The sequence below is a fragment of the Rubritalea sp. genome (genome assembly GCF_051252225.1).
In the GTDB taxonomy this organism is placed as follows: Bacteria; Verrucomicrobiota; Verrucomicrobiia; order Verrucomicrobiales; family Akkermansiaceae; genus Rubritalea.
The window spans coordinates 52,863-72,937 of sequence record NZ_JBPOGE010000008.1 but is presented as its reverse complement, the minus strand read 5'-3'; the positions used below and the strand labels follow the sequence as shown (position 1 = coordinate 72,937).

The following is a 20,075-nucleotide window of genomic DNA, read 5'->3' as shown; positions in this document are numbered from 1 at the left end:
TGCGCCATCCATTACTCTATAAATGTCTTCATACAAACCTCTGACCGCCGTGCTGGTCTCATTGCTTGGATTATCCGTTGCGCATGCAGCACCTCTAGTGGAATACCAGTTCAGTGACCCTGCCGAATATAATATTATTTCTGGTAACGCCAGCTCTGCTCGTACCACTTGGAACGCGACAAGTACCGCGGCTAATGTCAGCTCATCCGTCTTTCAAGGAGTGGGCCTCCAGCTCTTTGCTAATGGTAGCCTCAACACGGCATTCACCTCTGCTTCGGGGGTGACAAATCTAAGGGCCGATACTGGTGATTCCATGACATTTACCCTGACCGCTGCTTCAGGTTTCGAGCTAGACCTATCGAGCTTAACCTTCGACGTGCCTAGCAATGGTAACAATGGCAACACGTTTTCTGTTGATGTGATTCTTGATGGTGGAACGCCAAGCACTATTCTGGCGACCACTAATTCTGCCTCCTCAAAAGATCTTGATCTGACCAGTTTTGCTAATGCTAGTGAATTAGTGGTCCAAATCAACATCGACAGCTATTCTGGCAGTAACTTCCAGATTGATAATGTGGTGGTGAATGGTGAAATCATTGGTGGTGCAGATGTAGAGGATGACACCTTCGATGTCACGGTGAGTGGCACCACGAATCTCAACGTGCTCGCCAACGATCTCAACACCGGCGAGCTGGACCTTTCTTCGTTGCAGATCAGCAGTTCTCCTACTCACGGTACAGCCACGGTGCTGCCAGATGGGAGCATCAATTACCTCAATACTTCCGGCACGCTGGGAAGTGAGAGCTTTGATTACTCCGTGGACAACAGCGCAGGCACTGTCACCTACTCCGCCACGGTCACTTTACAGATTGTAACCGTCATCAAGACGATCAACTCCTCACTCAACCTGCCCGATACGAAACCAGTCGGCGGTTTCCAGTTTGAGGATGCTTTTCCCGGTCTTACATTTACCGGAGGCACCTGCTTGGAGCACATGCCTGGCAGCACTGAAAATCTTTTTGTCACTGAGAAAGCCGGACAAATTTGGCTCATCCCCGATGTCACCGACTCGACTCATACTAAGAGTCTCTTTCTTGATATCACTGGGCAAATGGACGCCTCATTCCTCGCCGGATTGCGAGGGCTGGCATTTCACCCGGACTTTGCTACAAATCGCTATTTTTATGTTGCCTACAATCACACCACGGGAGCCCGGGTTTCTCGCTTCACCGCCAACGCAAGTGACTTGAACGAGGTGGACAGCTCCACCGAAATCGTCCTATTAAGTCAGGGAGACTATGAATCCCACGGCATCAATCGTCTGATATTCGGACCGGACGGCTATCTCTACATCGCGATCGGAGACTCCGCGGATCACACGACTTCTCAGAAGATCGATGAAAACTTCTGGTCCTCAGTTCTCCGGATCGATGTCGACAAAAAAGTAGACAACTACGAACCAGTCAACACAACGGGCGTGAACCTAGATGGCATGGGCAAAGCGTACTATTCAGTTCCCGCTGACAACCCGTACATCGACACGAACTTCACCGATGGCCGAGGTGTCAGCACCTTCCACGGTCAGTCGATCGACCCCTACGATGTACGCACCGAGATGTTTTCCATCGGTTTCAGAAACCCATGGAAGATCGGCTTTGTCCCGAACACCACCAGCCTCTGGGTCACCGATGCTGCCCATGGCAACTATGAGAAATATGCCATTCTCCCCAAGGGGTCCAATTCAGGTTGGGGATATTTCGAAGGCACCTACGCGGGACGCTATCAGATAGAATCTAACCTCTATCCACCTGCAGGCAGCACCTATGTGCAGCCGGTCATGGAGTACCGGGTTACCGGTGTGGACAAGAACGGTGGCACCAAGTCCATCGTCGGCGGAGCATTCTACACCTCCAATGACATCTCGGAGATGACCGGGTCCTTTGTGTTTGGTGACAACGTGACTGGGGACATCTGGTACATGACTCGTCCGGATCATACAGATCATCAGACGGTCGGCTTCACGGACATCGGTGGAGGACTCGATGGACTCGATGAAACCGGGATGACCACCGAAGATATTGATGGAGCTAAGAATTTCGAAGCTTTGGGCTATAATGTAGACTCTATCGTCCGCGTCGGCGTCACTGGTCGCATGAATGCCATCGGCAACGACCCATCGGATGGCAGCGTGCTCATTATTCTTAGCGATGGTACCATTCAACGGATCGTCCAGAATATCGATGATGGCTCAATCCCCCCAACCTTATCAGCTACAGGCACATTCAGTGACCTCAGCACCATGACCCCGAACTTTGGAGTCGTGCCCTATGATTTGAATTTAAGATTCTGGTCGGATCATGCGATCAAGACCCGCTTCTTTGCATTTCAGGACGGCGCCAGCCTGATCACCTACTCTCGTGATGGGTTCTGGGGTTTCCCAGAGGGTAGCGTGTGGGTCAAGCACTTCGATATGGACCTTAATCGCGACAGCCCGGGCACCAATATCAAACGTCTGGAGACCCGTTTTCTGGTCAAGACGGCCGATGACTTCTATGGCCTCACCTATAAATGGAATGATGCCGGAACAGATGCCGATCTCGTCGACGCAAATGGTGAAAACATCGATCTGACCATTCAGGAAGATGGCCAGATTATCACGCAAACGTGGCGTTACCCTTCAAGAGGTGAATGCCGCGCATGCCACACCACGGATAACGCAGCCATCGTCGGATTCAGCACACGACAACTCAATCGAGAAGCGACTCTCAATGGATCTGCGGGTAATTTCCTAGAACTGATGGAAGACGCAGGCTATTTGTCACCCCTAGATGATATCCCTGAGAACCTGCCAAAATACTATCGCCCTGATGAGGCCAGCATTAATGTTGAAGATCGGGTGCGCTCGTACCTAGCTGTGAACTGCGCCTACTGCCACTACGAGGGGAACGTCGCGGTACCATCCTCGTGGCAAGCGGACCCGGACCTGAGCTTAGAGGATACATTACTGCTTCACGGCGTGGCACATGGCGCCTCCAGTATCGTTGACTCGACGGATCGTTTGATCATTCCTGGCAATACGACTAAATCAATCATTCTAAACCGGGCGGCAGAATCCAACGGCTATTCTCGTATGCCGCCACTAGCAAGCAACGTCATCGACCAAGAGGGAGTTGATCTTATCATCGATTGGATTAACAACTACGCCAATGCCAAGCCGGTTCTAGGTTCAGCTACTGGTCCTCACGCCATCACCGAGAATACCGCAGCGAGCACAGCGGTCGGAGCCTCGCCAACAGCCACGGATCAGGACTCAACCTACTCTCTGGAAGATCGCGGCACGCTAACCTACTCCATTGTTTCAGGAAATGACAGTGGCTACTTCTCTATCGATCCCTCGACCGGTGCGTTGTCCCTCGCACAGCAAGGCCCTGATTATGAGGAAGGCGATATTCAGACCCTAACGATCAAGGTCAGTGACGGCTTCGCCCCGAACCCCGGGGAAGCAACCACAGACGTCGCCATCCACGTCAGCGACATCTTGAATGATGATACCCAAGGCGATGGAATCGAGGATATGTGGGCAGTTACCCATTTCGGATTCTCGATGATCGATCCGCTGAATGATAGTGATAATGACGGCAGCATCGAGTTGTTTGAGTATTGGGCGGACAGTGACCCGAATGATTCTGCCAGTAAGGGATTCAGTGTACTCACTTCTTCCACGGGATACGTCAGTACCCCCGGCCAGGAAGGCTATGAGTTTGAGTGGATCATTCGCAGCGAATTGACGGCAGGCGTCGATTACCTAATCAAGGGGTCATCCACGCTGGAAGGATTTACCACACTGACAAAGGATGTCGATTACACCGAGGTTCTAAGCGAGTCAGCAGGTTCTGGACTGACCCGTAAAAGAATCAAAGTTCTGACGACTGGTGAGCGCTATTTCCTGAGAATCGAAAACCCCTAGATGAATCAGACCATCGCATGCTACTAAACTCAAGAAAGGGAAGATCTAGCTCTAGATTAAACACCTGCGAATATGAGACAATAGTTTATCCTAAATGGGGCTAGACCACAGCTCTATTTCGCCTCAAAATCACCTATCAAAAAAGAACTCACACGCTTGAAACTCATTCTTTCATCCATGAAACGACAATCCCAGCTGAGCGCATTATGAAGAAATTTCCCTATTTCCTCATGAATTACTCAAAAAGATTAAAAAATCAGTTGCATTCGCCTGCAGAATCCTATAGCAATCCGCCCCCGCACACACCACTCGGTGTATTATAACAATTTTCAAAGAAGGACTAATCCGATGAACATCATTGACAAAATCGAAGCTGAACAGCTCAAGGACGAAGTAGCAGACTTCAACGTAGGCGATACTATTAAAGTACACACACGCGTTGTTGAAGGTGGTAAAGAGCGTATCCAGATCTTCCAAGGTCTTTGTATCGGTCGTAAAGGTTCTTCAGTAAACGCAGCTTTCACTGTCCGTAAGATCTCTTACGGCGAAGGCGTTGAGCGTGTATTCCCAGTTCACACACCACGTATTGCTAAGGTTGAAGTTGTTTCCCGCGGCAAAGTACGTCGTGCAAAACTTAACTACCTTCGTGAGCGTATCGGTAAGCGTGCACTTCTCGTTAAGTCTGCTGACAGAAAGTAGAACCTAAGAGTCACACATTTTTTGAAACGGTCATTGCATTCTAGCAGTGGCCGTTTTTTGTGCTTCCGAAACTAGTAAGTTTCATCAGGATGGCGACGTAAAGGTAATACCACTCTGCGATTCAAAAGTGACTAATGCTGGAGTGATTTCCTGGTCAATCAAGGCGTGACGAAGGAGCGGTGCGAGCACCGTAACTGAGGAATAACGCAGATTCAACAGGATAGCGCCCAGCCTTCACTTCTTCCGCAACGCGCCATTCCCCAAGCTTCATCAAAATCACATTTGTCTCTTTTGGAACTCAGTTTGGTATAATAGCAAATACGTATAACAATTCTCTGTGCGCATCCCTCTCTACATTTGCCTTCCACTTGCTATCAGCCTATTCGGCGGATTGCTTTGGTTTGGCGCACATGACACAGACTTCACTACTGAACCAAGTGATGCCGAAATTACATCTCAGCTAAGCGAATGGAAAGCCAAGCACCCCACGCTACCTCCACGTCAGTTCACCACTGCAGTGGCCCCTCGCATTGAGAATAGCCAGAAACCAGCTCCCACGAAAGAGTACCCTACTATTCCAGATGGAGAGCTCACAATAAGCCCGGGACTCGATCACTATTCTGAGCTCAATGATCTACCGACTGAGAGCTATCAAAAACTCGCTATCGAACTCGAAACCAAAGCCAAGCTCCAGCACAGCTTACTCGCATGGGAACGATCAATCGACCACTGCGACAACGATCATCCAACTAAAGCGCACAAGGCCATCACTCAGCTCCGGCAAGCCCTCCCCATTTGGAACACCGACAGCGAACAATCTTTCCCTCTAGCAATCCATATTCACACTCCTGAGGCACATTTGGAAGCTATCGAGAAGTTACGTGAACCGGTCACACAAACACTCCTAGACTCCTCTAGCTACATCATCAGACCAGAGCTTGAAATTAGCTCAGCAGAACACCGCCCAGGCTTCCCCGCTCCCCCTATTCGTATTTGGTTAAGCTCCACCGGCCCTGAGACAAAACAAACACCGCAGCTAACCTTTCGCTTTAAGCCTGAAGACGACGTTTTCTCCCTAGAAGAACAACTCTACCTCGCCATCTATCGCTCCATCTCAGGTCAGTTTCTGCAAATCTCAAACATCCAGCCACCAGCTCCACTCTCAACCCAAGATTCGGCGAAATCAGCCCTCGGCACCTACCTCACACGCCGCCACTGGAAAATGCTTAGCGATAGCCTATTCGTAGAAAATGAGCCACCACCACCAGCTGTCATCATTATCGAAGAAGAATCTGACCAAGAATAAATACCAACTTACTCCCACATAGCGTATTTAGCTTGAATCTTGCGCCCGCCTCACTAGCTTCCGCAACATGCTCCAGGCAGGAATCGTAGGTCTACCAAACGTCGGAAAATCCACTCTATTTAATGCAGTTACCCGCACGCGTAAAGCGGAGGCGGCTAACTATCCATTCTGCACCATCGACCCAAATGTCGGTGTCGTAACCGTTCCCGACGAACGTATAGCAGTTCTCAGTGAACTTTCAGGCTCCAAAAAACTGATCCCGACAGCGATCGAGTTCGTTGATATCGCAGGTCTTGTGGAAGGCGCTTCTGAAGGTGCTGGCCTAGGCAATAAATTCCTCGCAACCATCCGCGAAGTAGACGCTATCGTGCAAGTTATCCGTTGCTTCGAAAATGACGATATCATTCACGAGCTTGGCTCCGTGGATCCAGTCCGTGATATCGAAATCATCAATGGAGAACTCATCCTTGCCGACATGGCAGCCATGGAAAAACGCCGCTACTCACGCGCTAAAAAAGCGAAGAGCGGAGACAAAGAATCAAAAGCAGAGGTCGACCTCATCGACAAACTTATGCCGCACCTCGAAGACGGCAAGCCTGCGATCACCCTCGAACTCTCTGAAGACGAGCGCGAACTACTCAAAGAGTTCTTCCTCCTCTCTAATAAACGCTCCGTATTCGCCTGCAACGTCTCTGAAGACGACCTCGCTTCTGCGACGGCTGACCAAATGTCTCACCCTCTTGTTTCTAAAGTTGCTGAATACGCAGCAGCGGCGCACGGAGCTGAATCCATCGTCATCTCTGCTCAGATCGAAGAAGAGCTCATGGATTTAGATGCCGCAGATGTTGCCGACTTCCTCAGCGACATGGGCGTCACAGACTCAGGCGTCTCAACCTTGATCAAGGGCGTCTACAGCCTACTCGGCCTCCGCACTTACCTCACCACTGGAGTTCAAGAAACACGCGCATGGACCATCACCGCCGGCGACAAAGCCCCTGCAGCTGCTGGCGTCATTCACACAGATTTCGAAAAGCAGTTCATCCGCGCAGAAGTCATTTCCTATGATGATTATGTGACCCACAAAACAGTTGGAGCTGCGAGAGAAGCTGGCGCTCTTCGCGCTGAAGGCAAAGAATACGAAGTTCAAGACGGCGACGTCATCAACTTCCTCACCGGCGCCTAATAAAAGCTGCTCAAACAAACTTCAAAAAGCCACTCTGCTTCATCGCGAGTGGCTTTTTCACTTCTCATAGTTAGCTTAAACTCACAAACTCCTTCCATGGCGAACATTCTCATAGTTGGTGGCACTGGCTGCGTAGGACTCGAAACGACTAACGCCCTCCTAGACAAAGGAGGTCACAAAATTATTTCTATATCTCGAGGACATACGGCTCAACCTGACCTCTCCGAAGTCATCTACCACAAGGGTGACATTCTCGACATTGCTAGCCTGACAAGCACGCTTGAGAAGTTTAAAATCACACATGTCCTGCACGCAGCAGCCATGCGTACCACCGACTGTAAAGCTGCACCACACAGTGCGATTAAGATCAATGTCGACGGCACAGCGAACCTACTCGAAGCCATCCGTCTCTATGGCAAAATCCAGCGACTCGTATTCATCAGCACAGCCGCTGTCTACAAAGTCACTAGTGATAAATGCTTTGTCACAGAACGCTCCCCCACCACTCCGCTCAATGCTTATACCGCAACTAAACTAGCAGCGGAACAGCTAGTAGAGTGTTATTCTAAGAATTACTCTATCCCCGCTTCTATCATACGCCCACAAATTATTTATGGCCTTTCACGTGGAAGCGAAGGATCAACAGCGGGCGTAAGCTCGGCCATCCGTGCCGCGAGCCAAGGTGAGAATTTCACCATCCCCTTTGGCGGCACCATCGGCTTCCATTACGCACCAGACATTGGAGAAAATGTCGCTCTCGCTCTCATGAAAAGCCCGCAGCATTTCGCCAGCTATAACCCCCCATGCCAATCACTCTCAATCAGCGGAATCACAGAAAGCATTAACTCCGAATTCGCTAGCCAACACATCGACCACCTCGACACCATCTACCCATTCCCTACTGGAGTTGACGATAGTGCATTTAAAAGTGATTTCCCAGACTACGCGCTCACTACATTCAGCGCAGCCCTTCAGCAGATGAAGCAACAGCTTCGCTAGAGCTCATAGAAATAAAAAAGCTTCGGATATCACTCCGAAGCTTTTGAAAAAATAAATTAAGCTTAACGCTTATTTCTCAAATATGGAGGGATATCTAAATCTTCGCCGTCCACTATATTCGGAGCCTCTCCATCAAACTTCCCGCGTGGTCCGCCATCAAGATCTAGCTCCACCTGTGAGCCCTTGCTCAATTTGGCAGCATTATCATTCATCTCCTCCGTGACCTCTTTCTCAAGCTCTTCAAACATGGTCATTTCATCCACTTCCTCAGGATCATCCATCTCCTCTTTTTCAGACTCAATTAGCGGAATTATCTCCTCCACCTCTTCTTGAACCTCTTCAACAAAATCTTCTTCCTCATCAGGAAGTAATGTATCTGCCTCATCGAGCATTGGCTCATCATCTAGCTCAGCGACCGCCACTTCAAGCTCACCAACTAAATCTGCTGGCGACTCATCCACCAAACTAGCTTCAACTAGCTCTACCTCCACCTCGCTCTCAGTTATCTCTAGTTCAGACTCTTCTACTTGAGAATCGACCACTTCAGCAAGCTCCTGAGCTGACTCACTTGGCTCCACTACCTCTAAAATCTCAGCTTTCTGGACCAAGCCACTTTCAGGGAGAGAGCTGATCACTGTCACGCTCAGGCTGTCCGCCATATTCACATCTACAGCAGCTCCAAAAAGAATATGCGCATCTTCGGGCACATGCTTACTGAGTTCACGCATAAGTAACTCTACTTCATACAAAGTTAAACCCTCTCCACCACAGACATGCACCAAGGCTGTCTTAGTATTCTTCAAAAGACGTCCTTTATCTAACAGAGGACTCGTAAGCGCATTCTGCAATGCGACTTGGCTCCGGTTTTCACCTTGGGCAATACCTGAACCAAAAAGACAACGCGAGCGACTCGAGCTCAGAGAACTAATTAGATCATCCAAGCCTACATTGATAATTCCTGGTCGCACGACCAAACGAGTCACCGCCTGAATGCTCTCTGAAATCATCCGATCAGCTGCAGCAAACGCCTCATGAATTCCTTGTGAAGCCAAAACTAGCTCACCCATACGCGCATTTTCAAATGTCACTAAAGCATTTGCGATGACTGAAAGCTCATTGAGTGCAGTCTCCGCCTGTTCACGCCGGCGCTTCCCTTCAAACTCGAATGGCATAGTCGCGAAAACCACCACAAACGCTCCCATCTCTCTTGCAATACGCGCCACAAGTGGAGCGCCACCTGATCCAGTTCCTCCACCGAGCCCTGCACAGACAAACACCATGTTGCGCTCGCGCAGAGCATCTCGGATTTCGGTCTCCTGCTCAAGCGCAGCCTTAGCACCGAGTTCTGGATCACCTCCACAGCCTAGACCCATCGTTAGCTTCGCTCCAATTTGAACCTTCTCAGAAGCTACAGAACTTGTGAGCGAGCGAGAATCAGATGCCAGAGCTAACAATTCAACTCCTTGCATGCCATCCAACGCTACTCGATCGATCATGTTTAACCCGGCGCCCCCAACACCTACTATTTTCACTTGAGAGTCTGGAATCGTTTGCTGTTGGTCACGCTGGTATTCAATCATGCTGGATAGAAATTTAGTTAGGTTTTGTTTACTACTTCCACCATAATTTGACCAGTCGATAAACTCTAATACTCATTTTTCTCTTCTCAGAAAAAAAAAGAATCATAGACTTTCGCCATGCCTCGCATCGCTCTGCTACAACTCACAGCTCACGCTGAGCCAAAAAATAACATCGCAAAAACTGAAGAAGCCATCCGCCAAGCAGCGTCCGAAGGTGCACAGATTATCTGCACCCAAGAGCTCTTCACCACAGAGTATTTTTGTATCACACAAGACACCGATAATTTTAATTTAGCCGACAAAATCCCCGGAGCACTCACCAAGCACCACCAACAGTTAGCCAAAGAACTCGGCGTAGTCATCGTTGCCAGCGGTTTCGAAAAACGCGCCACAGGCCTTTACCACAACACCGCTTGGGTCATCGATGCTGACGGCTCCTATCTCGGGCAATATCGTAAAATGCACATCCCGCAAGACCCTGGTTTCGAAGAAAAATTCTACTTCACTCCAGGCGATACGGGCTACAAAGCGTGGGACACCCGGTTTGGTAAAATCGGAGTCCTCATATGCTGGGATCAATGGTACCCAGAAGCAGCACGCCTCACAGCTCTAGCTGGTGCTGAAATTCTTATTTATCCCACTGCGATCGGCTGGCTTCCCGAAGAAAAAGCGGAACTTGGCGAAGCGCAACACAATGCATGGCAAGCGGTACAATGCGGCCACGCCGTCGCAAACAGCTGCTATGTCGTCGCGATCAACCGCACCGGCACCGAAGGTGAAACAGAATTCTGGGGACAATCTTTTGTCTCTAACCATTACGGTCAAGTCATAGCCAAAGCTCCAGTCTCTGAAGAAAAAGTTCTCACTGTCGATCTCGACCTCGACGCGCTCGAACAACACCGCCGCATCTGGCCATTTTTCCGAGACCGCCGCATCGATTCCTACGGTGACATCACCAAACGGTTTATTGATTAAACTACCAACACTTCACGTTCATGTCTCAACAAGAAATCCGCTGGCCTGCAGAATGGGAAAAACAAGATGCGGTTTGGTTCAGCTGGCCGCACCGCCAAGATACTTGGCCAGCTGAAAAGCTTACTCAAATTCGGAGCCAATTCACTCAGATCATAGCCACCTGCTCGCGCTTTCAGCCTGTAAGCATCAACGCTGCAGCACCGCTTCACGCTGGCATCCGAAAAGCTCTCGCGCCATCTCACTGCAAGCTCGATCGCATCACACTGCACGACCACTCGACCAATGACGTTTGGTGCCGTGACCATGGCTCTACATTCGTCATCAATCAGACATCCAACAAACTACGTGCAATTGATTGGCACTTTAATTCATGGGGTGGAAAATTTCCGCCGTGGGATCTCGATGACCAAGTCGCCCAGCAAATGGCGACAGCCACTCAGGCTGAACATTACCGCTCGCCACTCTATCTTGAAGGTGGCGCTATCGAAGGAAACGGCGCTGGAACAATGATCACCACTGAAGCCGTCGCGCTCAACCCAAACCGCAATCCCGAATGGACTAAATCCGATGTCGAAGCAGAACTCAGTAAAGCACTCGGAGTGAAGAATATTTTCTGGCTCCCTTCTGGTATCGAAGGCGATGACACCGATGGCCACATTGACGACCTCACACGCTTCGTTCGAGAGGACGCCATCGTATCCATTGTAGAAAATGACAGTAAAGATCCTAACTACCGCACGCTCCAGCAAAACTTAGAAATCTTGCAGGATCTAAAAACAGTGAGCGGCTCCAATGTAGAAATCGTAGAACTTCCCATGCCGACACCCCTTCGGACCAAAGGCTGGCGACTGGAAATGCTGCCAGCAAGCTACGCAAACTTCCTCATTCTCAATGATTCAGTACTCGTCCCCACATTCAACCAAGAAAAAAATGACGACCGCGCCCTCGGCATTCTCAGTGAATGTTTCACTGGCAGAAATGTCATCGGTATCGACTGCCGTGACATCGTCTGGGAAGGCGGTGCTATCCACTGTATCTCCCAGCAGCAGCCATCCCTCTAACATGTCATTGCGCCATTATAAAATATAGCAGCTTTCACCCTTGCTCTAGGACGGAGCTCCGTATTTGTTAGAACCCGTACAACACCTATCAATTCTATGAACCAACCACCTCTACTCCCTCAAGACCAACGTCGTTTCAGCCTCGCCGAGTTCGTTTCAGCCACTGAACAACAAGACCGCGGTCAAGGATTGTTCGAGCTCGAAACCCCTCGCATGCTCGAACTCAACCTCAATGGTCGTATCAATACCAAACTAGGCTCCATGGTATCCTATCGCGGCAAGGTGAAATTCACCCGCGAAGGAATCCTCGATCAAGGAGTTGGCAACCTTCTCAAAAAAGCGGTCTCAGGTGAAGGCATGCGTCTCACTTATGCTGAAGGACAAGGCCAAGTCTATCTCGCAGATGCTGGCAAAAAGATCACCATCTTAAACCTAGAGGGAGACGACGGCATCATTGTGAACGGCAATGACGTGCTAGCCTTCGAACCCACCCTAAACCACAAAATTTCTATGATGAAGAAAATTGCTGGTTTAGCACAAGGAGGTCTCTTTAACGTCGCGTTCAAAGGCTCGGGCCTCTTAGCAATCACCAGTCATTACGAGCCGGTAACTCTCCGCGTCACCCCCAACTCACCTGTATTCACTGACCCTAACGCCACCATAGCATGGAGCGACAGCCTCTCACCTAGCATGAAAACTGACGTCTCTCTCAAATCATTCTTCGGCCGCAGCTCTGGCGAGTCCTTCCAAATGGCATTTGAAGGAGACGGATTCGTCGTCATTCAGCCCTACGAAGAAGTGTACTTAAGCTCTCGAGGCTAGGCATCAGTTACAGCATCACTCACAACAGTATCATCGCTCACTTGAGCCTTGGTGCTTTTTTAGGAAGCGTAATCGTGCCAATTAGCAGCCGCTCCCACGATTCCTTCAATCAACATTTGCACCCCAATCACAGCAAGGATCAGCCCCATTAAACGGGTCACAATGTTGAGACCTCCCTTGCCGAGTGTAGAAACGATTTTCTGACCTCCCACAAAAAAGAAAAAGGTAACGACACAGAGTAAGCTAAACATCGCTATGGTGATAAGAGTCGCAGACCAACCTCCTTTGGAAGAAAAATTTATGGCTGTAGCTATTGTGCCTGGGCCGGCAAGAATCGGCATGGCCAATGGTGAGATAGCCACATCATCAGCCGTCTGATTGTCTCCTTGCTGCTTATGCATTTTTGAGGACTCACCATTGAGCATCTTGTAACCAATAAAAAACACTAAAATCCCACCAGTCACTCGCAATGCTGGAAGCGTAATGCCAAACATGTGAAAAATCATATTACCCAACAAAGCGAAGGCGGTGACTATACAGAACGTCATAAACAAAGCTTTGCGTGCTATCTGACGCTTCTCAGCTTCCGAGTCCTCACCAGTAAGCCCTATAAATACAGCCGTGTTCGCCACTGGATTCATGATCGCGAAAAACCCTAAAAATACGTGGAGAACCTGTCCTGCTATATCACTCATGTTAGATACGACCTCTTAAGGATAACACGAGCACTTTGGAAGTACTTTCGCATAAAAGGGCCTCTTTGTTAAGTAGCTCCGCGACTGAAGCAATTTCTCCTATTTCAATATCATAAGAGAGTAAGCTGATGAGCACACCAATGTTCCATCTCAATATCTGCATCTGACAACCCCCACTTATGGCGCATCTCTCTCCATAATTTTTCTGAGCGAACTAAATAACCTTTCGCCTTAATCTTACTACCGGAACTGATCTCAATCTCTGCTAAATCACATAAAATTCTAGCTGACATTCGCTCGGCCGACAAGGCGCTCAGAAAACTAGGTCCGCTAAGCACTGAAGATAACAGCTCTAAAGCCTTATTTCCATCACCTCTAGCTTTCTCAGAGCTCGTCTGCATCATACTTCTCACCCACAATAATGTCGCACATCTACAATATGCAGCCTGATTAGAGGGGTCACTTGCGATTAATGCGGCCAATTCCTTTACCTGTCTATCCATCAGCTCCACAGCTGATACTTGAGCTCCTCTTTCCCATGCCATGAATGCATGCACCTCCTCAATAGACGCCTGCACCAGAACATCCCCACCGCCAAGCTTTAGGGACTGACTTGCCTTATCTAATAAATTCTTAACTTTAGACAGATCCCTATCTCGCAAACACTTTTCTGCCTCGCTCACATGGAGCTTTGCTAATATCAAATGAGCTCTCGAATATTCTGAATTTTGCTTCACTAGCCACGCGGCTTGCTCACCTGCCAGCTTTTTTAAACTATTACTCCAATCACTACTTCCATCCACTGACGGCATCACTGATACATCGTGGGAAAGTTGAGCTAATTTAAAGCGCACCTTGTTGTTAGAGGGAACTTCAGCGACCATTTCACTCAAAGAATCTACGGCAGTCAGGTAACTTTTAAGAGCTAGCTTAGGCTGCTCTTTTAACCTCAAATCTCCATCTATTTCTGAAAGCATCGCAGAGACATAGAGGTACTCGACACCGTCTTGATCCATTTCTGGCAGTACACTCCAACAAGATTCCACCAATACTACTGCTTCGGCAGCCTTACCTGCAGATTCTAATTTCTTCGCTTGTTTGTAATAAATACGAGCCAATATCATCGACCGCTCTTGTTCCAATTTCGCCGTCGACCAATCTATCGAATCTAACTCTTGTTGATCGAACCCTCCAGAGAGAGCCTGGGACTCAATAACTCTCAGTTTTATCAATTCCCTTTCACGCTCAAACACATCCCCGCCCTTCAATAACTCGCTAAGCTCACCCCAAGACTTACGGATTGCCTCCTCTCGTTCCTCGTCAGACTCCAAGTCTATCAATGAGCTCTGCCGCGCCTCAGTTTTAAGAGCATAAATCTCTTGCGACAGACCCACTACCTTCTGCATAGATTGCCTCAATCGCTCTAACTCCTTACCCCTCTCGACATATTGTTTCTCCATTTGTTGACGCCCAGACGCCAGCTCTTCCTCTTTTTTTGAAGCAATAGCTTTTTCGGCATCCAAAGCCGCAGCCCTCTGAGTTATCAACTCTCGTTCAGTAATAATTTCCTGCTCTTTTTGTGCGAGAATATCCAATGTCCCTTGATGCTCGCGATTTAATTTACTCAACTGAACACTCACTAGCCCCCAATGCACTACAGCTAAGACAATTACGACTATCAACGCCGCCTTCGGCCCATGCTTCCACATACGCTTCACCAACAATCTCCACTGCGCCAATTCAGGCTCAACCGCTTCTTCAGGGACTGTCTGCTCATTCAACAGCCCAGTAGCTCTCTGCTGCTCTAACTTTTCTTCAGCACTGAGGTACTGGAACCACCAGTCCTTATTCTCCTCTTGCCTACTCTGCTCCTTATCGTCGTTCATTGATGATCTTACTCATTATACGTTACGGGGAATTATTGTTCCGGGGAGAGTCACAACAGAAAAGACCCAATCAGAAACCTGGGAAAACAAGATTCTTAACGTGATCAAATATGCTGAGTGGTATGGCTTTTACTCCTGAAGCCACTATAGCTCAATCACTAAACAAAAAAACGCCCTCACTAATGTGAGAGCGTTTAATTAAAAAGCTTTTGTTCACCTACCAGCGAACTGGCAGTTGAATACTTACTTAAGCATGTCAACGAGCGTGCGGCCCATCTCAGAAGGAGTCTCGGAAACGGCGATGCCGCACTCAGTGAGGATTTTCTTCTTAGCTTCAGCTGTATCGTCAGCACCGCCAACGATAGCACCAGCGTGGCCCATACGGCGTCCCGGAGGCGCTGTAGCACCGGCGATGAAACCAGCGATTGGCTTGGAGCAGTTCTCCTTAGCCCAACGTGCTGCTTCAGCTTCTGCATTACCACCGATCTCACCGATCATGATGATTGCTTCAGTTTCAGGATCTTCATTGAACATCTTGAGAACGTCGAGGTGGGAAGTACCATTGATTGGGTCACCACCGATACCAACACATGTGGACTGGCCGTAACCGAGCTCAGTGAGCTGATATACTGCTTCATAGGTAAGTGTACCTGAACGGGAAACAACACCTACATTACCACGCTTGTGGATGTAACCTGGAGCGATACCGATACGGCAACCACCATGTGAATTTTCACCGCGACCTGGAGTTACTACACCTGGGCAGTTAGGACCGATAAGACGAGTCTTAGAACCAGCCATTGCTGCTTTCACGCGCATCATGTCAGCAACTGGAATACCTTCAGTGATACAGATAACGAGGTCGAGCTCTGCATCCACTGCTTCAAGGATCGCATCAGCTGCGAACGGAGGAGGCACGAAAATTGCGGAAACAGTAGCACCGGACTGCTTAGCAGCGTCAGAAACTGTGTCGTAAATTGGAGTCTTCTCACCGAAAGTCTGACCGCCTTTACCAGGAGTCACACCAGCGACGATTTGTGTGCCGTAGTCGATAGAAAGCTGTGCGTGCTTACCACCGAAGCCACCAGTGATACCCTGTACGAGCACCTTGGTGTTTTCATCTACTAAAATAGCCATTGTATTATTAAGTTAGAAATTAAGATTTAAGAATTACCCTTTGACTGCTGCAACGATCTTCTTAGCTGCGTCATTGAGGTTATCTGCAGCGATTACTGCAAGGTCAGAGTTAGCGATGAGCTCTCTACCGAGTGCTACGTTTGTTCCTTCAAGGCGAATAACGAGTGGAATCGTAAGGTCGAGCTCAGCTGCTGCTGCGAGGATACCTTCTGCAATGATGTCACACTGCATGATACCACCGAAGATGTTCACGAGAATGCCTTCAACTTTAGGGTCAGAAAGGATGATCTTGAACGCGGCAGAAACTTGCTCTTTAGTAGCCCCACCCCCTACGTCGAGGAAGTTTGCTGGATCACCACCGAAGTGCTTGATGATGTCCATTGTTGCCATTGCGAGACCTGCACCATTGACGAGACATGCGATGTTGCCGTCGAGACCGATGTAGTTGAGGTCGAACGCAGAAGCTTCCACTTCACGTGGATCTTCTTCTGTCGTGTCACGCATTGCTACGATATCAGGATGACGGTAAAGCGCATTGTCATCGAAGCCAAATTTAGCATCAAGAGCGAGCACTTCACCAGCTGGAGTTACCACGAGTGGATTGATTTCCACCATGTCGCAATCACACTCAAGGAAGAGTTTGAAAAGGTTTTTAACAAGCTTAGCAAATTGCTTGGCTTGATCACCAGAAAGCTCGAGCGCTGCAGCAAGCTTACGTACTTCGTATGCCTGGAGGCCTGCGAGTGGGTGAATGAACTGGCGAACCAATTTCTCTGGAGTCTTCTCAGCTACTTCTTCGATGTCCATGCCGCCTTCTGTAGAAGCAACGATCACTGGACGTGAAGTTTCACGGTCGAGAAGGATAGCGAGGTAGAGCTCGCGGGAGATGTCAACGCCGGTAGCGACCATCACCTTGGAAACGAGACGACCAGCTTCGCCAGTCTGGTGCGTCACCAATGTCTGACCGAGCATCTTGCTAGCAAGATCACCTGCTTCGGCTGCATCCTTAGGGAAGTGAACCCCCCCCTTAAAACCGTTTGTGAAAGTGCCCTTACCGCGTCCACCTGCGTGGACTTGCGCTTTAATGACAAGGTCGCTGCCGCCAATAGCCTTGGCTGCTGCTTCCGCTTCTTCAGCTGTGCTTGCTACAATCCCATTAGGGCTTGGCACACCGAACTTCTCGAACAGCTCTTTAGCTTGATACTCGTGAATATTCATGACTTTGAACGCCTTCATGGCGTAACGTCCGCCTTCTAGTTCTAGGACAGTGAACGGTCAAGGTGAATCAACTTGTAGATCTCGATTCCAGACACATTCCGTATAGAGCTCATCATCTTCCACATGAATTTGACTAATAGACCACTTTGACATTATTTACTTTGCCGAAGTTTTTCACATTCTAGACGAATATCGTAGCTCAATTCGATTGCCATTTCCCTCTAAATAGAGAGAGTCAGACCTACCGCATCATGGAACTCGATCTCATAGACACAAAAATCAACCTCAAAGAATTCCCTCCTCAGGAAATTGAAGAAGTTCTTGAAGACCCTTTTTCTATTAGACTCCTTCCCGATAGTGACCGGCTAGACGGCGGATCACGTTACTATATGCTCGGCCGCACAGTAGGAGACCGTCATCTCTTCCTCTCATTTTCAACCGATGGGAAAAAAGCACGCATCTTTGCCGCGCGTGAAATGTCAGAAGGAGAAGTACGCTTCTACGCCCGTAAGTTTGCCGAGTACAAATAATCTAAACAATCTAAAAGATATGCAGACGATCCAGAACTGGAAGGAGATTCCAGATTTTAACGATGAACAAGAAGAAGCGGACTTTTGGAAAACGCATGAGCTCGACGCCAAACTCATGATGGGCTCTATCCACGAGCTTGACTCTAAAGAGTCTACTACCATCACACTACGTTTCGACCCACGCATGCTTTCACGTATCAAGCGCATAGCGAGATCCCGCTACCTCAACTACCAATCAATGATGAAGCAGTGGCTTTCAGAGAGAGTTGAACAAGAGCTCAATGATTCACAACAAGATGGCGACCGCTAACCGTCTGTGACAGCGCTCAAAGGCATCATCAAAAAAACCATCCTCTTTTGCAGGCAAAGACCTATTGCATGGCTCACTGCATGGATCCTATGGTTTATTACTCTATGGTTACTCTCCTCAGGCAATCCGACTCCTAAAGATTTACCACGGATTCCCCACCTCGACAAAGTTGCACACTTTGGATTTTTCTTTGGAGGAGCGGGATTATTCTGCGCTTGGCTACGTCATAACTTCAAAAACCTCCCAGCGCTTCATTGCATCTGGCTCACCACACTCGTGGGCTCAATAGTTGGAATCCTTGATGAATACCACCAAAGCTTCACCCCCGGTCGATACGGTAATGACTTCGGGGACTGGCTCGCTGATTTCTCAGGCTCTCTTTGCGGAGCACTCGTTATGCTCCTCGTTCTAAAATTCGTCCATAAGCGACTTAAAAAAGGGGGTGAGTGTGAACCAGCTAACTAGATTTGAACATTTCTCACTCACGAGCTTGACAGATTGGCCAAAGATTCCTAGTTTCCGCGCCCGACCTGAAATTAACTAAACAAATTTTCTATATATACCATGCGTGGAGTAACAATCAACAAAGGTGAGCCAGTAGATCGTGCGCTCAAGCGCCTCAAATCCCTTCTCGACAACGAAGGCATCCTCGAAGAAATGCGCCGTCGTCGTGCATTCGAAACACCAGTACAGCGTGCACAGCGTAAAGCTCGCACAGCTTCCAAGCGTAATCGCCAGCGTTTCCGCTATACAAGCCCTACTCAGGACGCAGCTGCCGCTGCAGCTAAAGAAGCTCGCGCTACTGAAGCATAATTAACCTGATTTCAGGTCTATCCATTTCGGGCATCCTTTCACGAGGATGCCCTTTTTGCTATCTAGTAGAGTTATTTCAACTAACTTGATGCTTGGAAAGCTAAGACTTTCCCACTACCTACTCTGCCAGTCCACTATCATGCGCACCCTATACATTCTTTATAAAAAAGAGCTTAAGCACTTCCTAATGACTCCATTTGGCTGGATCGTGCTCGCCTTTATTATGCTCTTACAGGGACTCTCACTCTCTTCGGTGCTTGAGCAATATGAAAAAGCCCCCGTACAGACTAGCATGCTGCAATCTAGTCTATCCACCCCACTCTTCTGGATTTACTTCATCTTCATCTTTCCCTTGATCACGATGAAGCAGTTTGCCGAAGAAGAGCGCAGCGGAACACTCGAGAATTTAATGACAGCTCCCGTCACGACTTGGCAGGTTGTTTTCTCGAAATACCTCAGCTCCTACACCTTTTATGCAATCCTATGGATTCCAGTACTTCTGCATATTCAGCTATTCTCGTTAATCACAGGAACACCAGCTCCTGTTACTCCATCTGAAATGTACGGCTCCTTTGGCATCCTACTCCTCATTGGATCATTTTTTGTCGCCGTAGGCATACTGGCATCAGCGCTCACTTCCAGCCAGATCGTCGCGGCCATCATGACGTTTGGAGCACTCGTCTTTGTCGTATTCCTAGGCTTTGTCCCGATGATAGCTGGAGACTCCTTCCAAGGAGCTCCCATTTTCCATTATATCTCGGTGCACGAGCACCTTTCCTACTTCTCGCGAGGACTGATCGATATCCGCCCCATTGTACTCTATTCATCACTCGCGTTTTTCACACTTATTTTGACCCACCACCTCGTCGATTACCGACGTTGGAAACACTAATC

At 48.8% G+C, this 20,075-nt stretch carries 18 protein-coding genes; 13 read left to right on the top strand and 5 right to left on the bottom strand.

The window, feature by feature from the left end; all coding sequences use genetic code 11:
- Positions 1 to 22: 22 nt before the first annotated feature.
- The 5 genes from ACSHX2_RS09625 to ACSHX2_RS09605 all read left to right on the top strand — a co-directional run bounded on the left by ACSHX2_RS09625 (position 23) and on the right by ACSHX2_RS09605 (position 8,154).
- A complete protein-coding gene (locus ACSHX2_RS09625; RefSeq protein ID WP_435692727.1) occupies positions 23 to 3,967 on the top strand; it encodes a PQQ-dependent sugar dehydrogenase in 3,945 nt (1,314 codons plus the stop codon).
- 348 nt (positions 3,968 to 4,315) lie between these two features.
- Entirely contained in the window at positions 4,316 to 4,666 is a 351-nt protein-coding gene (rplS, locus tag ACSHX2_RS09620) for a 50S ribosomal protein L19 (protein ID WP_435692726.1), read from the top strand.
- A gap of 337 nt (positions 4,667 to 5,003) precedes the next feature.
- Positions 5,004 to 5,972 carry a hypothetical protein gene (locus ACSHX2_RS09615; protein ID WP_435692725.1) on the top strand — a complete coding sequence of 323 codons (969 nt, stop codon included), beginning with the start codon at positions 5,004 to 5,006 and terminating at the stop codon, positions 5,970 to 5,972.
- 67 nt (positions 5,973 to 6,039) lie between these two features.
- The gene (gene ychF, locus ACSHX2_RS09610) at positions 6,040 to 7,155 is read left to right on the top strand and encodes a redox-regulated ATPase YchF (RefSeq protein ID WP_435692724.1); all 1,116 of its coding nucleotides are present in this window, start codon (positions 6,040 to 6,042) and stop codon (positions 7,153 to 7,155) included.
- Between the two features lie 96 nt (positions 7,156 to 7,251).
- Positions 7,252 to 8,154, top strand: coding sequence for an NAD-dependent epimerase/dehydratase family protein (locus ACSHX2_RS09605; RefSeq protein ID WP_435692723.1), 903 nt, complete (start codon positions 7,252 to 7,254; stop codon positions 8,152 to 8,154).
- A 62-nt stretch (positions 8,155 to 8,216) separates the two neighbouring features.
- Here the strand turns inward: ACSHX2_RS09605 and ACSHX2_RS09600 are convergent, their stop codons facing one another.
- A complete protein-coding gene (locus ACSHX2_RS09600; protein WP_435692722.1) occupies positions 8,217 to 9,734 on the bottom strand; it encodes a cell division protein FtsZ in 1,518 nt (505 codons plus the stop codon).
- A 117-nt stretch (positions 9,735 to 9,851) separates the two neighbouring features.
- Between ACSHX2_RS09600 and ACSHX2_RS09595 the strand changes: the two genes are divergently transcribed.
- The 3 genes from ACSHX2_RS09595 (at position 9,852) to ACSHX2_RS09585 (ending at position 12,592) form a co-directional block, all read left to right on the top strand.
- A complete protein-coding gene (locus ACSHX2_RS09595) occupies positions 9,852 to 10,709 on the top strand; it encodes a carbon-nitrogen hydrolase (RefSeq protein ID WP_435692721.1) in 858 nt (285 codons plus the stop codon).
- A 20-nt stretch (positions 10,710 to 10,729) separates the two neighbouring features.
- Positions 10,730 to 11,770: an agmatine deiminase family protein gene (locus ACSHX2_RS09590; RefSeq protein WP_435692720.1), complete on the top strand. Its 1,041-nt coding sequence runs from the start codon at positions 10,730 to 10,732 to the stop codon at positions 11,768 to 11,770.
- 96 nt (positions 11,771 to 11,866) lie between these two features.
- Positions 11,867 to 12,592: an AIM24 family protein gene (locus ACSHX2_RS09585; RefSeq protein WP_435692719.1), complete on the top strand. Its 726-nt coding sequence runs from the start codon at positions 11,867 to 11,869 to the stop codon at positions 12,590 to 12,592.
- Between the two features lie 59 nt (positions 12,593 to 12,651).
- On the opposite strand, the gene ACSHX2_RS09580 is transcribed toward ACSHX2_RS09585, so the two are convergent.
- The 4 genes from ACSHX2_RS09580 to sucC all read right to left on the bottom strand — a co-directional run bounded on the left by ACSHX2_RS09580 (position 12,652) and on the right by sucC (position 17,528).
- Positions 12,652 to 13,287 carry a MarC family protein gene (locus ACSHX2_RS09580; RefSeq protein WP_435692718.1) on the bottom strand — a complete coding sequence of 212 codons (636 nt, stop codon included), beginning with the start codon at positions 13,285 to 13,287 and terminating at the stop codon, positions 12,652 to 12,654.
- 110 nt (positions 13,288 to 13,397) lie between these two features.
- Positions 13,398 to 15,173 carry a hypothetical protein gene (locus tag ACSHX2_RS09575; RefSeq protein WP_435692717.1) on the bottom strand — a complete coding sequence of 592 codons (1,776 nt, stop codon included), beginning with the start codon at positions 15,171 to 15,173 and terminating at the stop codon, positions 13,398 to 13,400.
- A 243-nt stretch (positions 15,174 to 15,416) separates the two neighbouring features.
- Entirely contained in the window at positions 15,417 to 16,310 is an 894-nt protein-coding gene (gene sucD, locus ACSHX2_RS09570; protein ID WP_435692716.1) for a succinate--CoA ligase subunit alpha, read from the bottom strand.
- A 33-nt stretch (positions 16,311 to 16,343) separates the two neighbouring features.
- Complete coding sequence (gene sucC, locus ACSHX2_RS09565; RefSeq protein ID WP_435692715.1) at positions 16,344 to 17,528, bottom strand: ADP-forming succinate--CoA ligase subunit beta; 1,185 nt, start codon at positions 17,526 to 17,528, stop codon at positions 16,344 to 16,346.
- Positions 17,529 to 17,779: 251 nt separating this feature from the next.
- On the opposite strand from sucC, the gene ACSHX2_RS09560 reads away from it, so the two are divergent.
- From ACSHX2_RS09560 to ACSHX2_RS09540, 5 genes are all read left to right on the top strand, one after another.
- Positions 17,780 to 18,058: a BrnT family toxin gene (locus ACSHX2_RS09560; RefSeq protein WP_435692714.1), complete on the top strand. Its 279-nt coding sequence runs from the start codon at positions 17,780 to 17,782 to the stop codon at positions 18,056 to 18,058.
- Between the two features lie 19 nt (positions 18,059 to 18,077).
- Positions 18,078 to 18,368, top strand: coding sequence for a CopG family antitoxin (locus ACSHX2_RS09555; protein ID WP_435692713.1), 291 nt, complete (start codon positions 18,078 to 18,080; stop codon positions 18,366 to 18,368).
- Between the two features lie 6 nt (positions 18,369 to 18,374).
- The gene (locus tag ACSHX2_RS09550; RefSeq protein WP_435692712.1) at positions 18,375 to 18,833 is read left to right on the top strand and encodes a VanZ family protein; all 459 of its coding nucleotides are present in this window, start codon (positions 18,375 to 18,377) and stop codon (positions 18,831 to 18,833) included.
- 99 nt (positions 18,834 to 18,932) lie between these two features.
- Entirely contained in the window at positions 18,933 to 19,181 is a 249-nt protein-coding gene (rpsU, locus tag ACSHX2_RS09545) for a 30S ribosomal protein S21 (protein ID WP_377095434.1), read from the top strand.
- Positions 19,182 to 19,320: 139 nt separating this feature from the next.
- A complete protein-coding gene (locus ACSHX2_RS09540) occupies positions 19,321 to 20,073 on the top strand; it encodes an ABC transporter permease (protein ID WP_435692711.1) in 753 nt (250 codons plus the stop codon).
- Positions 20,074 to 20,075 lie beyond the last annotated feature (2 nt).

Bases quoted from the DNA above. Each gene is read 5' to 3' on its own strand.
- ACSHX2_RS09625 (WP_435692727.1), top strand. From the start codon at position 23: ATGTCTTCATACAAACCTCTGACCGCCGTGCTGGTCTCATTGCTTGGA.
- rplS (WP_435692726.1), top strand. From the start codon at position 4,316: ATGAACATCATTGACAAAATCGAAGCTGAACAGCTCAAGGACGAAGTA.
- ychF (WP_435692724.1), top strand. From the start codon at position 6,040: ATGCTCCAGGCAGGAATCGTAGGTCTACCAAACGTCGGAAAATCCACT.
- ACSHX2_RS09605 (WP_435692723.1), top strand. From the start codon at position 7,252: ATGGCGAACATTCTCATAGTTGGTGGCACTGGCTGCGTAGGACTCGAA.
- ACSHX2_RS09600 (WP_435692722.1), bottom strand. From the start codon at position 9,734: ATGATTGAATACCAGCGTGACCAACAGCAAACGATTCCAGACTCTCAA.
- ACSHX2_RS09595 (WP_435692721.1), top strand. From the start codon at position 9,852: ATGCCTCGCATCGCTCTGCTACAACTCACAGCTCACGCTGAGCCAAAA.
- ACSHX2_RS09590 (WP_435692720.1), top strand. From the start codon at position 10,730: ATGTCTCAACAAGAAATCCGCTGGCCTGCAGAATGGGAAAAACAAGAT.
- ACSHX2_RS09585 (WP_435692719.1), top strand. From the start codon at position 11,867: ATGAACCAACCACCTCTACTCCCTCAAGACCAACGTCGTTTCAGCCTC.
- ACSHX2_RS09580 (WP_435692718.1), bottom strand. From the start codon at position 13,287: ATGAGTGATATAGCAGGACAGGTTCTCCACGTATTTTTAGGGTTTTTC.
- ACSHX2_RS09575 (WP_435692717.1), bottom strand. From the start codon at position 15,173: ATGAACGACGATAAGGAGCAGAGTAGGCAAGAGGAGAATAAGGACTGG.
- sucD (WP_435692716.1), bottom strand. From the start codon at position 16,310: ATGGCTATTTTAGTAGATGAAAACACCAAGGTGCTCGTACAGGGTATC.
- sucC (WP_435692715.1), bottom strand. From the start codon at position 17,528: ATGAATATTCACGAGTATCAAGCTAAAGAGCTGTTCGAGAAGTTCGGT.
- ACSHX2_RS09560 (WP_435692714.1), top strand. From the start codon at position 17,780: ATGGAACTCGATCTCATAGACACAAAAATCAACCTCAAAGAATTCCCT.
- ACSHX2_RS09555 (WP_435692713.1), top strand. From the start codon at position 18,078: ATGCAGACGATCCAGAACTGGAAGGAGATTCCAGATTTTAACGATGAA.
- rpsU (WP_377095434.1), top strand. From the start codon at position 18,933: ATGCGTGGAGTAACAATCAACAAAGGTGAGCCAGTAGATCGTGCGCTC.
- ACSHX2_RS09540 (WP_435692711.1), top strand. From the start codon at position 19,321: ATGCGCACCCTATACATTCTTTATAAAAAAGAGCTTAAGCACTTCCTA.